Origin of the sequence: Paenibacillus doosanensis (assembly GCF_025060755.1) — a bacterium.
Lineage (GTDB): Bacteria > Bacillota > Bacilli > Paenibacillales > NBRC-103111 > Paenibacillus_S > Paenibacillus_S doosanensis.
The window spans coordinates 13,825-26,461 of the sequence record NZ_JANYUY010000014.1 but is presented as its reverse complement, the minus strand read 5'-3'; the positions used below and the strand labels follow the sequence as shown (position 1 = coordinate 26,461).

The window sequence follows — 12,637 nt, the reverse complement described above, 5'->3', positions numbered from 1 at the left end:
TGCTACTGCGTATGCTCCGATCGCTGCCCGTCCCGAATTTCTTGAATAAATGTCCCTTAAATGGGTTGCAATCCGCAGAAAAAAGCGAACGCTTATGCTATTTCAACTCTTTATCGACTCTCCGGCCACTTGTTCACCATGCCTTTAGCATCTCAGTATAAAAGCGGCCGCTCCTCCGGCTGGAATCTTCTCTCCACCCTTCTCAGCTTGCGCGGCCCAAGCTCATAGGCCAGCTCGGTATAGCGCAGCTGCGGCGCGCTGCAGCCGAGCGAATCGCATAAGCGGCCGATGCTTTCGGTAATGCGCGCGCAGACGCTATCCCATATCCCGGCATGCTCCGGCTTCAACCGCAGCGAGATTTCTACCCGGTTCGCCGCATGCTGAACAGCCTTATACTCCAGCACTTCCTCGGCGGAGGAAATGATCGCACGGCTAATAAAATCGGGAAATACCGGCACCGGCGGCTCCATTCGCCTCGCCTCGCTTTTCGCCGGGAAATAAAATAGATCGTCGCAGCGCCCCTCGACCCGCTCCAGCGCCAAGTGCGACGAACCGCAAGGACAAGGCTCCGCCCGTTCCGTCAACATATCGTTCAGACGGTACCGGATCAGCGGCTGCGTCGTCCGCGAGAAATCCGTAATAATCGGGACGAACTTGCGCAGCTCTTCGTCGAGATATTCCTTCTGCACCGCGACGATATCCTCATTGATATGCAGCGTCCCGTGCGGACAGGTGCAGGCCAGCAGCCCTTCTGTGCATTGGTAAATCTGGTGCACCGCCTGGCCGAACGCTGCTTCGATGCGCCGCCCGTCCAGCGGGTCGAGCACCTCGGCGACCCCGACGATCTTGTCCGGCCGGATCGCCAGCCGGCCGTCCTGCGCCGCCTCCGCCAGCGCCCGCAAGAGCGACGGCGGGGCGACAAGCAGACTCGGCTGCTGCCGGTTCAAGCGCTCGATATGCTCATGGAGCGGATCGAGCAGATCGTAGAACCGGAACTGCAGCCTGCGGCTGCCGACGCTGCCGTACAGATTGCTGTCGGCGCGGAGGAAGAAGGCGACCCGCTCGGCATGGAGCAGCGAGCGGGGCAGTACCTTGGCCAGGATCGTGCCCGCCCAGGCCATGCGTTCGTAACGGCTCACAAGAAACAAGCCGCGGCTGCCCGACGTGCCGGAGGACAGCCCTATCGTCACGGAGCCGAGCATCGGCGTGAAATCGCGGGTTTGCTCCGCCCGCAGCGCGAGCGCGAAAGCTTGCTCCTTCAAGACGCCCGCCGTATTGAGGCGGTCGAAGTGCTCCATCATTTCCGTTTTCCCGATGACAGGGAAGCTGCGCCACGCCGAATCGGGAAGCCCCCGCCACAGCTCGCGGTAATAGGCGGAGCGCTTCCGCACGAAGCGGATATGCCGGCGGATACGCTTCTCCTGCCGCTTCTCCACCCGCTCCCGTTCGCGGCTTCGCCGCATCCGGTACTTGGTCAGCGCATAATGCCAGACTACAATCAGCTTGTCGATCATACCGAGCCCCCTCCCCGAACAAGGGACCGTTCCATCTCCTCGCAATGGGACGGAACAATCCGGATGTCCGGATACAGCTTATGCAGCCGGCGGACCCGCTCGAAGCTATCCTTATACTTGCGGCGGTCGGACATAATCAGTCCTGCCAAAGGATGCGGCGGCCGGTTCTCCCGATATGCGAGACTGCTCCATACCGCATCCGCGCATAGAAAATGCATTTCGCCTCCGGCAGACAGCAGAAGGCCGATTTGCCCGGCGGCATGTCCCGGCACGTCGACGGCGATGAGGCTGCCGTCCCCTAACAGATCGAGGCCGCGCTCGAACGGGAAACCCGGCGGCAGCTCGGCCTGCTTGCTTTCATCTATCGGCTGCGCCCTCGCCTCGAAATCGTCCGGCAATAAGCCGGGCAGATACCCCGCCATAACGGCGTTCCAGCCCGTACGGCGGCGGACGGCGTCATACGCCTCCTGCAAGAACAGGAAGTCGGCGTTCGGAAAATCCCTCAGCCCGGCGACATGATCCGCATGGAAATGCGAGATAATAATGTGCCGCACCGCCTCCGGCTCGATTCCTCTACGCCGAAGCTGCTGTACCGCGCTCTCCCTCTCCGTGAAGCGAACGGGCGTCATCTTCGCGTAGAGCGAGTATGGCCAGCGGGCCGTCTCCCGGAAAAACCGCTGCGTATACCCGGTATCGAACAGCATATAGCCGAGGCGCGGATGCTCGATCAGCGCGAACAGAGCGGGGAAGCGGACAGGACGGCGGCTTCCGCCGCGCAGCGTAACCCATTGAGGATGGGTGCAGCAGCCGGCCTCCAGCACGAAGCATGCGACATCCAGCTTAATCATGTTGTCTCCGGTACCAAGCGGCATAAGCGTCAATCCCTTCCTTCACAGTGACCTGCGGCCGATAGCCGAGCTCCTCTCTCGCCGCCGTAATGTCGAGCGTCTGGCTGCGGCCAAGCAGTCCGACGCTGTAGCGAGTTAGCAGCGGCTCCTTGCCGCTGCCGGAAAGCTTGGCGGCGGCCTCCAGCAAACCCGCCAGCGCGTAAGCCGCCCGGTACGGAAGCTTCCGGCTGCGGAGCGGCTCGCCCAGCCGTTCGAACAAATAGTTCAGCACCTCAATGAACGGCTGCGGTTCGCCGTTCGTAACATTGTACTTGCGCCCGAGCACGGAAGAAGGCGCCGTCATGCACAGCAGCAGCGCCTGTACCGCATTATCCACATAGGTCAGATCGAGAACGGCGCGGCCGCCCCTAATGAGCGGCAGCTTCCCTTGACGGCTGGCCTCGATGAGCCGCGGTACGATTGCCCGGTCGCCCGGACCGAAAATCGCCCGCGGACGAACGGTAACGACAGCCAGCCCCAAGCGAAAGGCCGCATCGATGTCCTGCTCGGCGAGCCTTTTGGTCTCGGCATAGGCATTGGCCGCGCGGCGAGGCAGCCGAGCGGATTCGGCAATGCTCAAGCGATCGGTATAATCGAAATAGATGCTCGGCGTTGAAACGTAAATAAGCCTCTGTACGCCGCCTTCCGTACATCCCTTGATCACGTTGCGAGTGCCCGTTACATTGCTTTCATAGAAATCGTTATAGCTGCCCCACAGCGAAGACAGCGCCCCGCAGTGAAAGACGATATCCTGCCCGAAGCAGCTCCTTACGGTCTGAGCCGTATCCTCCAGGCGGCAAGGCAGAAACGCGATGCCCTGCGCGGCCAGCTCCGCTCCGGCCTGCGCATTCCGCCCCGCAGCCGTGACTTCGTGGCCGAGCTTGTGCAGAGCCACCGCCAAATGCTTGCCTAAAAAACCCGTTGCACCGGTGACCAGCACCTTCACCTTAATTCACCGCCGTTCCATTCAATATCCTTCGTGGACGCTTCCATCACCGAAATGCGATGCCGGGCGCCGACGCGCAGATTCCAATACACTAGCCGGAACTGCTGCCAGAGAGGGCCCGGATCGTTCGCCCTGAAGACGACATCCCGCCCTCCCGTCATGATTCGCAGCCATGACCCGAGCCGCTCGCGGGAAAAGTCCTTGAGCAGGGCGACCGCGCCGCAGCTCAGCATCGCTGCGGCGATCATTGCTTTGCGGGAAGCTTGCGGTTCGATCCGCTCCGGTAGCGGCTGCCCTTCCTCCGGCATGAGCGCCCGGTCCAGCCGGTCCTCCGGCCGGAACAGATGAATGCCGCTCGTCGCCCGCGGATTGCATTCGAGGGGATATAGCCCGCCCTCGCGGTCTTCGATGAAGTCGAAGGCGATCTGGCCGGTGAAGCCTTCCTCGCGTATGAACCGCTCCGTCCAGCGGTCGATTCCCGGATGCTTGACCGGCTCGAAGCTGATGCAGGCGCCGCGTCCGGCCGTAAAGCGCACGGGATAGACGGCATGCGCCGTTATCGTCCCTTGCTGGGCGATGCTGTAGCTGCAGTAGCCCGTCCCTTCGATATACCGCTGCGCCACCCACGGCTCTTCGCCCGTCACGGGCAGGGCAGCCAGCCGGGAATCCGGCTGCCAGCCGCTTGCCTTCACCTCCGCTATGACGACCTTGCTGGAGAAACGGGAGAAGACCGGCTTGAATACCCACTTCGCCGCATCCGGCTCCCCGGCCTCCCGCCGCCGCTTCGCCCGCTCCGCCTCCTCTGCCATGAAGGCGGCGCGCTCCTGCGGCGACGACAGCAAATGCGTCTGCGGAGCGGACAAGCCGAGCTCCTGCACACGGCTGATGAACTCCCACTTGCTGTGCAGCCGCCTAAGCTTCCCAGGCGGCTCGGCCAGGACGCGGCAGACGCTCTGCAGCTCGTCAAGCCCGGCCGCGACATAGAACAGCTCCTCGCACATCGGCAGCAGCCAGTCCATGCGCTCGGCCGCGGCAATGTCCCGCAGCGCCGCCGCATAGGCCCGCGGATTCGCCGCGGGCTCCGGCACCAGGTAGCTGCGCCGCACGGCGCGCGAGCGCTTGCACAGCTGCTCCGGGCAGCTCTCCGCCACGTAGACCGCGTGGCCGTTCGCCGCGAGCTGCCTTGCCAGGTCGAGCGTCGCGGGCGCTCGGCCGCCGGTGAGCAGAATGCGCCTGCCTGCCGGTTCCTTCCGCTCCGGCGATCCGGCCTGCCCGCTAATAGTCAAGGATCATCCCTCCGACGGACAACCCTGCCGACGTCCCGAGCAGCATGATCCGCGATCCCCGCGCAATCCGCCCTTGACGGATCGCTTCATGCAGCCCCATCGGGATCGACGCGGCGATCGTATTGCCGTGCGTCGGCGTGATGAACATCAGCCGCTCGCGCGCGATGCCGAGCTTTCGGCCGATGAGCCGCATCGCCATCGCGCTGCCCTGATGCGGGATGACGAGTTCGATATCTTGGATCGAGCAGCCCGCTTCCCGAAGCAGCGAATCGACGAAGCCGGGCAAAATGCGCGCCGCCATCTTATAAATCGCCTGGCCGTCCATCTCGAACAGGAACGCCTCCTCCTCCTGCGCGGACAAGGCGTGAGCGCCCGTGCCGCCGCCGCGGATTTGCGACAAATGCGCGCCTTGACTGTACGTCTTCATCGCCGAGCAGACGATGCGGGAGCCTTCGCCTTGTTCCGCTCCCTCGACGATCACCGCCGCCGCCCCGTCGCCGAACAGCGCTGCGCTCTCCTTATCCGACCAGTTAAGCCCGATCGAGGCGATCTCGCTCGATACGAGCAGAATGCGGCGGTAGCGGCCTGACGCTACCATATACGACATGACGTCGAGGGCGGTCAGGAAGCTGAGGCAGGTGGAATTAATATCGAAGCAGGGCACCCCGGATTGCTCCTCGCCGAGCGCCCGCTGAATCAGCGAAGCCGTGCTCGGAATCGGCTGCTCCATCGTGCCGCTGGCGCACACCAGGCAATCGATGTCGCCGAAGCGCAGACCGGCTTGCTTCATCGCTTCGGTCGCAGCGTAAGCCCCCATCTGCGAGGCGGTCTCATCCTCGACGAAATGCCGCCGCACCACGTCGGATTTTTTCTCGACCCAGCCTGCGGGCACGCCGAGCCGCTCATCCATCTCCCGGGCGGTCACGATCTTTTTCGGCAAATATTTGCCTGTGCTTCTTATTTTAATATTTCTGATATGCATAGTCGAACCTCCTTATGCTCTCCCTGCGTAACTTCTCTTAAAGCTGTGCGACATAAGAGAAGGAAGCGATCGACAGTCTAGAAGCGTCGAATCTTTGTTATACCTTATTGTAGACGATTCCTGAAATGCTGAAAGTACTATCTTTTTCTAAGACCCCGCAGATTTCGCGGCTGCCTCTAACTAAAGCAACAACAAAAAGACGCCCTTAAGGCGTCCTCATCAAGCGTTCGTCGGCATCGCGGTGCTGCGCGACGTTCAAGACGACAGGCGTTTTTAAGCTGCTTACTACGGTACTACGGGCTTGGCCGGCGGGTTATGTCCCGGAAGCAGCCAAACCCGAGCCGTTACCATTAAAAAATCGTAGGCACCATACCCCCGTCCATTCGGATGGCGGAACCTTTAAACGCGGATGCATAAGGGCTGCATACGAATGCGGCCAGCCTGCCTATTTCGGAAGGTCTGATAAAGCGCTGGATTTCGGATTGAGGCAGGTTTGCCGCCATAAATTGTTTCTCCTTTTCCGAAAAAGCCATATCGTCCGGAAACAGGCCGTCGATAATTTGATATACATTTTCGGAAAGCGTCGGTCCCGGCATAATTGCATTGGATGTGACTTCCGTGCCTATCGTCAGTTTGGACAGGCTTTTGGACAGCGATAACAGCATCGATTTGGTCATTGCGTACTGAGGCATCTGCCCCGAAGGCATTACCGCTTCTTCGCTGGCGATAAAAATAATTCGTCCGTCATTGTTATTCAACATGGCGGGCAGATAAAATTTAGACAATGCGTTGGCGGCGAGCACGTTCGTACGAAAATACCTTTCCCACACCGCGTCGTCAACGTCCTCATAGGACATGATTTCGTAAATCCCCATATTGTTGACCAGGATGTCGACGCGGGGAAACTTCTCAAATAAAGCTGCCCTTTGCTCCTTATTTGCAATATCGGCGGCAGCGTTCTGCGGAGAAGTCGACGGGAACTCCGATTTCAATTCGCTTACCGTTCTTTCGACCTCGTCACGATTCCGTCCGTTAACAAGTACATCGGCGCCTTCTCTGGCAAGTTCAACGGCAATGGCTTTCCCTATGCCTCTGGTCGATCCGGTGACCAACGCGGTTTTGTTCCTTAATCCCATATCCATAACTGATATCTCCTTTGTTGTCATTCACAGCAAACGTATAATGCTTCGGATTGCTCCGGTTTGCTTAGGATAGAGATCATATTACTTGGTCCGGATCGTTCCGTAACTAGCCCGCAGCGCCAAATTTCTTGTTGAATCCGCCAAATGCGAAAACTCGGAAAAATACGGGAACTGCGCGAGACGGATCAGGCGGAATTAGGTGAGGTTAATTAGATGAGATTGGTGCTCTGTAACCGCGGGTTTGCCTCGATATGCCGGGAACGCCAGCGGGAAGGCGTGTCGCCTTCCCAATTGCGAAAGGCGCGATAAAACGAGTTCTGGTCTTCGTATCCAAGCAAGAACGCCACTTCTTTTATATCAAGCTCAGGATCTGTCAAATATTGCCGCGCCTGTTCATGCCGAACCTGCGACAGCAGCTGCTTGAACGTTGTCCCTTCCTCCGTAAGGCGGCGCTGCAGGGTTCGATCGCTCATGCCGAGCCCGCTCGCCGCAGTCCGAATGTCGAGGCGCCCTCCGGTTAAGCTGCGCTTCAAAAACCACTTGACCATATCAGAGACGGAGCGGCTGATCTGTTCATCCAGCGAGCGGTCCAGCACGGGAGTCAGGATCTCCAGCAGCTCTTGGTTATACGATATAAAAGGGCGGTCCAGGTCGCTCCGGCGCAGCGTCAACCGGTTCTCGGCCGCCCCCGTCCGAACAGGACATCCGAAGTAAGCTTCAAGGGTCTGTACATCTCCCATCGAGTGAGTAAATTCCGCGGACATTGCGGTGATAGGCCGGCCCGTGCCGCGCCGTCCAAGCTCCAGAAGAAAGGCCAGCGTGGTGCCGACCAGCACCGGCGGTACGGGGCGCTTGCCGGGCATCCATTCCAATTCGACGGTACAGCGCTCTCCCTCTTCGGTTATCCGCAAGCTTTCCGGAGGACACAGCCGCTTATACCGGGCCATCCGGTTCAGGGCATCGCGATAGTCGCGAGCATGATAGGTAGCCAGGACGGTCGGCGGATATTGCGCCGTTGCAAAGACGGTGACGAGCCGGACGATTCCCGCAGCCGCGTCACCTGCGAGATCGGCGTACGCTTGCCAGACGGCGAAATATTGGGAGGCGGTGACTTCAGCCTCATCGGCAATTGCGGCGAGCGGCAGCCGCGCTTTGCGGGCTACGTCCTGCGGGTCCATCCCCAATTGCTGCAATCCCGCCCAAAATCCCGGCGGAAATTTGATACGGTCGGATTTCATTGCTTATGGATCTCCTTTTAGCTGCTTACCTATTCGTTCCGGGTACTAATAAGTATACATTAATTATGCGCTTTTCTTCATCCAAGGCATACAGCCATACAAATAAGCCGCCCCGGAAGGAGGTCGGCTTAAAACTGAAATGTCGCGGGGAAACAGCCGGGCTTTTGAAGCCTGGTGAAAAAAGCGCGGAAGAGCCACTGGAATCTGGAAAAGCGCTGCCCGGCGCAAAGCCGCTGCTTCGGGTTATTTCGGTGGCCGGGGCGTTCGGGAGCCGTAGGCTGCGAAGAAGCCGTCCTTGCTCTTGCTTGGAAGAGACGGCGTGGAGACTGTCTTGCCGTTCTGAACCATAACGCCTCTCTGCGCAGACTTGAGCCGCGGGTTGCTCCGGTTGAGGCGGCACCTGGTAAACGGAAGCCGGGTATACTTGGCCAAATTGGTTATCTGATTGTTGAGCGAAGGCGCCTCCATGATCCATTCCGCGGTAAGAGCCGGTCCGCTGTAGGCGACCGTTTTGGAGAAAACCCAGCCTTGGGTTCGATTGGCAAGGACAATACGCCATCGATTCGCGCCGCTTCGCCGGGAAATGCTCGCATACATCCAATCGCCGGCCGAAACCTTATGAGGGATTCTCGTCTCGGCCGCAGGCAGTATTTCCCACCAGGCGTAATAATGGGCTTTGCCGTTCTTGTAGTGCTGTTCGGTTCCGGTTTGAATTAACGAGGAGTTACCGAATCCGTCAATGCCGATCCAAGTCGAGGAATATTTGTCTGACTCGCTTGCTCTTATCCGCGGTACCCTCCAATAGGCGGAGATGCTGCGGCATGAATTTTTTTTCGTTTTCTTCACGGCGTACCCCGACCAGTTGGCGGATGTCCACCCCGCCGCCAGCGCATTCTGCCGGATTCCCGTCTTGGAAGACACCGGCTTGCAGGGCGACGAGCCTTTCCGTATGCTTCGCGCCAAACCTTTCACCACCTGTTCGCCTTTATCTGCCGCATCGGAATGTTAAGTCCTTTACAGCGATCGCATCGCTGTATTCCAATCGGCGAATAAACCTGCTTATAACCGGGCGCTTCGCTTCTTGGAAAGCCGAAAGCCCCGATGGAGGTTTATTTCATATGGCTATTCGAACCGGGGAGAGCCGGACACGGACGGCTGTCACAAAGAGCATGAAACAGGCGCGCCGCGGCGGCAAGCAATCCGTTCCGCCAAGGCGCCGCACAGCAAGAGCGCAGAAACAGCGAACAAGCGGCCCGCTCCGAATATATCCGGAAAGGACCGCTTGTTTTCATTATAATCGGTTGCATCGGTTGTATCGGTTGCATCGGTTGTATCGGTTGCATGGAGGCGTTTCGGATAAGATGGTTCCAATACGCTCCACGTCCGCTCACCAACTCCCGCCCATCCCCTGGGCAATCAGCCGCTTGGCCCGCTCCACCTCGCGTTCGTCCGGTTCGGCGACGCCTTCCAGCGGATAAGGCCTGCCGAGCTGCTGCCATTTGTATACGCCCATCCGGTGATAAGGCAGCAGCTCCAGCTTCTCGACGTTGGTCAGCTTGCCCAGGAAAGCGCCGAGCTTCCTCAGATCCTCGCTGCCGTCGGTCAGGCCGGGGACGAGCACATGGCGAATCCAGACCGGTTTGCCCTGCGCGGACAACAGCTCGGCGAAATGCAGCGTCCGCTCGTTGGATTGACTGGTCAGCGCCGTATGCTTCGCCGGATCGATATGCTTCACGTCGAGCAGCACCAAATCCGTCACCTCCATCAGCTCCTGCACATGGTCGGGCTCGCAGAAGCCGGACGAATCGAGGGCGGTGTGCAGCCCCCAGCGCCGCTTGACTTCGGTGAACAAGGCGGCGACGAACGCGGCCTGCAAGGTCGGCTCTCCCCCGGTGACGGTAATGCCGCCCCCGGAGCGCCTGTAATATTCCAGGTACGGCTCCAGCTCGCCGAGAATTTCGTCTACGGTGACGACCCGGCCCTTGGCCGAATCCCAAGTATCCGGATTATGGCAGTATTGGCATTGCAGCGCGCAGCCCTGCATGAACAGCACGAAGCGTATGCCCGGGCCGTCGACCGTTCCGAACGTTTCGATCGAATGGATGCGGCCGGTATGAGAGTGGACGGCTCCGGCGTGACTGTGTTGGGAATGTAAAGTGCCGTTCATACGGTATGCTCCTTTCCTTGAGCGCCGCCCCTCCCGGATTGCCCGGTACGACTAACCGCCCGATATCCGGGGTTGAAGGCGAACGCTTGCGTTTCTACGGACTGTTTCCGCTTGAGCTAGTTCTTCTTGTTCATCAGACGATCAGATCAGATCCAATCAGATTGATCCGTGGAACGTCCGGTGGATGACGTCGAGCTGCTGCTCGCGGGTCAGCTTGACGAAGTTGACCGCATAACCGGAGACGCGGATCGTCAGCTGCGGATAATTCTCCGGATGCTCCATCGCGTCGAGCAGATGCTCGCGGTCGAACACGTTCACGTTCAGATGATGGCCGCCGGTCGCGGAATAGCCGTCGAGCAGGCTGACCAGATTGTTCACCCGCGCCTGCTGCTCCTTGCCGAGCGCCTTCGGGACGATCGAGAACGTATTGGAGATGCCGTCCAGGCTGCTCTCGTAAGGAATCTTCGCTACCGAAGCGAGCGAAGCCAAGGCGCCTTTGCGGTCGCGGCCGTGCATCGGATTGGCTCCCGGAGCGAACGGCTCTCCCGCCTTGCGTCCGTCCGGCGTGCTGCCGGTCTTCTTCCCGTAGACGACGTTCGAGGTGATCGTCAGCACGGACATCGTCGTCACCGCATTGCGGTAGGTCTTATGCTTGCGCAGCTTGGCGATGAACGCTTCCGTCAGCTCCACGGCAATGCGGTCGACCCGCTCGTCGTTGTTGCCGTACTGCGGGTATTCGCCTTCGATCTCGAAGTCGACGGCGATGCCCCGCTCGTTGCGGATCGGGCGGACCTTGGCGTATTTCAGCGCGCTCAAGCTGTCGGCGACGACGGACAAGCCCGCTATGCCGCATGCCATCGTGCGCAAAATATCTTTGTCGTGGAGCGCCATCTCCAGCCGCTCGTAGCTGTACTTGTCATGCATATAGTGAATGACGTTCAGCGTGTTGATATACAGCTTGGCCAGCCATTCCAGCACGATATCGTATTTCGGCATGACCTCGTCGTACGTGAGCGTCTCGCTCAGGATCGGCGCGATGGCCGGTCCGACTTGAATGCCGAGCTTCTCGTCCACGCCGCCGTTAATTGCGTAGAGGAGCGCTTTGGCCAGATTCGCGCGGGCTCCGAAAAACTGCATCTGCTTGCCGATCCGCATCGCCGATACGCAGCAGGCGATCCCGTAATCGTCGCCGAATTGCGGCAGCATCAGATCGTCATTCTCGTACTGAATCGAGCTTGTCTCGATCGACACCTTGGCGCAGTAAGCTTTGAACGCCTCGGGCAGACGCGGTGACCAGAGCACCGTCAAATTCGGCTCCGGCGCGGGCCCGAGGTTGTACAGCGTATGCAGGATGCGGAATGAGCTGCGCGTCACGCGGGTCGTTCCGTCCAGCGCCATGCCGCCGACGGATTCCGTCACCCAGGTCGGGTCGCCGCTGAACAGCTCGTTGTAATCGGGCGTGCGCAGAAACTTCACGATACGGAGCTTCATGACGAAATGGTCCATCAGCTCCTGCGCGGTTTCCTCCGTCAGTCTGCCTGCCTTCAAGTCGCGCTCGATATAAATGTCGAGGAAGCTGGATACGCGGCCGAGACTCATCGCGGCCCCGTTCTGCTCCTTGATCGCGCCGAGGTAGGCGAAGTACAGCCATTGCACCGCTTCCTGGGCCGACACGGCCGGCCGGGAAATATCGCAGCCGTAGGAGGCGGCCATCCGCTTCAGCTCGCGCAGCGCCGCGATTTGCTCGGACAGCTCCTCGCGGGCGCGGATGACCTCCTCGGTCATCGCGTCCACTTCGAGCTGAAGCTGCTCTTCCCGCTTCGCCGCGATCAGCCGGTCGACGCCGTACAAGGCGACGCGGCGGTAATCGCCGATGATCCGGCCGCGCCCGTAGGCGTCGGGTAGGCCGGTAATGATGCCCGCCTTCCGCGCCGTGCGCATCTCGGTCGTATAGGCGTCGAATACGCCCTGGTTATGCGTCTTGCGGATATCGGTGAACAGCTTGACGATCTCCTCCGGCAGCTGGAAGCCGTACGCCTCGCAAGCGTCCACGACCATCCGGATGCCTCCGAACGGCTGCACGGAGCGCTTGAACGGAGCGTCCGTCTGGAGACCGACGATCTGTTCCTTCTCCTGATCGATGTAACCCGGCGCATGGGACGTAATCGTCGATACCGTGTTCACGTCGATGTCCAGCACGCCTCCGTTGGCATTCTCCTGCTTCATCAGCTCGCGGATTCGCTCCCAGAGCGCGACGGTCGCCTCCGTCGGACCGGCCAGAAACGCTTCGTCGCCGGTATAGGGAGTCAAGTTCCGGTCGATGAAATCTTTTACATCGATATGGGTCTTCCATTTGCCGGAGCGAAACCCTTCGTAATACGCTTCCCATGCTTGCTGCTTCTGCTGCTGCAGCTCCGCTTCCTTCATTGCCATGACAGGCACCTCCAAAATATTATCTCAGCTTTGCACGATAAG

At 59.8% G+C, this 12,637-nt stretch carries 10 protein-coding genes; all 10 read right to left on the bottom strand.

The window, feature by feature from the left end; all coding sequences use genetic code 11:
- Window positions 1-152: 152 nt before the first annotated feature.
- Complete coding sequence (locus N0M98_RS12380) at window positions 153-1,514, bottom strand: F390 synthetase-related protein (RefSeq protein WP_259618054.1); 1,362 nt, start codon at window positions 1,512-1,514, stop codon at window positions 153-155.
- Window positions 1,511-2,362: an MBL fold metallo-hydrolase gene (locus N0M98_RS12375; protein WP_259618053.1), complete on the bottom strand. Its 852-nt coding sequence runs from the start codon at window positions 2,360-2,362 to the stop codon at window positions 1,511-1,513. The genes N0M98_RS12380 and N0M98_RS12375 overlap by 4 nt, the downstream gene beginning before the upstream one ends.
- On the bottom strand, window positions 2,355-3,353 hold the full coding sequence (locus N0M98_RS12370) for an NAD-dependent epimerase/dehydratase family protein (RefSeq protein WP_249866422.1): 999 nt from the start codon (window positions 3,351-3,353) through the stop codon (window positions 2,355-2,357). Before N0M98_RS12370 ends, N0M98_RS12375 begins: the two co-directional genes overlap by 8 nt.
- Entirely contained in the window at window positions 3,344-4,633 is a 1,290-nt protein-coding gene (locus tag N0M98_RS12365; protein ID WP_249861238.1) for an ATP-grasp domain-containing protein, read from the bottom strand. The genes N0M98_RS12370 and N0M98_RS12365 overlap by 10 nt, the downstream gene beginning before the upstream one ends.
- Window positions 4,623-5,615 carry a beta-ketoacyl-ACP synthase III gene (locus N0M98_RS12360; protein ID WP_249861237.1) on the bottom strand — a complete coding sequence of 331 codons (993 nt, stop codon included), beginning with the start codon at window positions 5,613-5,615 and terminating at the stop codon, window positions 4,623-4,625. Before N0M98_RS12360 ends, N0M98_RS12365 begins: the two co-directional genes overlap by 11 nt.
- 350 nt (window positions 5,616-5,965) lie before the next feature.
- Window positions 5,966-6,757 (bottom strand): SDR family NAD(P)-dependent oxidoreductase, encoded by a 792-nt coding sequence (locus tag N0M98_RS12355; RefSeq protein WP_259618052.1) that lies wholly within the window; start codon window positions 6,755-6,757, stop codon window positions 5,966-5,968.
- 209 nt (window positions 6,758-6,966) lie between these two features.
- Window positions 6,967-7,995, bottom strand: a complete 1,029-nt coding sequence (locus tag N0M98_RS12350; protein WP_259618051.1) for an AraC family transcriptional regulator — start codon at window positions 7,993-7,995, stop codon at window positions 6,967-6,969.
- A gap of 243 nt (window positions 7,996-8,238) precedes the next feature.
- Window positions 8,239-8,958, bottom strand: a complete 720-nt coding sequence (locus tag N0M98_RS12345; RefSeq protein WP_249861234.1) for a G1 family glutamic endopeptidase — start codon at window positions 8,956-8,958, stop codon at window positions 8,239-8,241.
- Between the two features lie 424 nt (window positions 8,959-9,382).
- Entirely contained in the window at window positions 9,383-10,162 is a 780-nt protein-coding gene (gene pflA, locus N0M98_RS12340) for a pyruvate formate-lyase-activating protein (RefSeq protein ID WP_249861233.1), read from the bottom strand.
- 156 nt (window positions 10,163-10,318) lie between these two features.
- Window positions 10,319-12,595 (bottom strand): formate C-acetyltransferase, encoded by a 2,277-nt coding sequence (pflB, locus tag N0M98_RS12335; protein WP_249861232.1) that lies wholly within the window; start codon window positions 12,593-12,595, stop codon window positions 10,319-10,321.
- Window positions 12,596-12,637: the final 42 nt, after the last annotated feature.

Coding starts and splice junctions, on each gene's coding strand:
- N0M98_RS12350 (WP_259618051.1), bottom strand. CDS start 7,995: ATGAAATCCGACCGTATCAAATTTCCGCCGGGATTTTGGGCGGGATTG.
- N0M98_RS12360 (WP_249861237.1), bottom strand. CDS start 5,615: ATGCATATCAGAAATATTAAAATAAGAAGCACAGGCAAATATTTGCCG.
- pflB (WP_249861232.1), bottom strand. CDS start 12,595: ATGGCAATGAAGGAAGCGGAGCTGCAGCAGCAGAAGCAGCAAGCATGG.
- pflA (WP_249861233.1), bottom strand. CDS start 10,162: ATGAACGGCACTTTACATTCCCAACACAGTCACGCCGGAGCCGTCCAC.
- N0M98_RS12375 (WP_259618053.1), bottom strand. CDS start 2,362: ATGATTAAGCTGGATGTCGCATGCTTCGTGCTGGAGGCCGGCTGCTGC.
- N0M98_RS12355 (WP_259618052.1), bottom strand. CDS start 6,757: ATGGATATGGGATTAAGGAACAAAACCGCGTTGGTCACCGGATCGACC.
- N0M98_RS12380 (WP_259618054.1), bottom strand. CDS start 1,514: ATGATCGACAAGCTGATTGTAGTCTGGCATTATGCGCTGACCAAGTAC.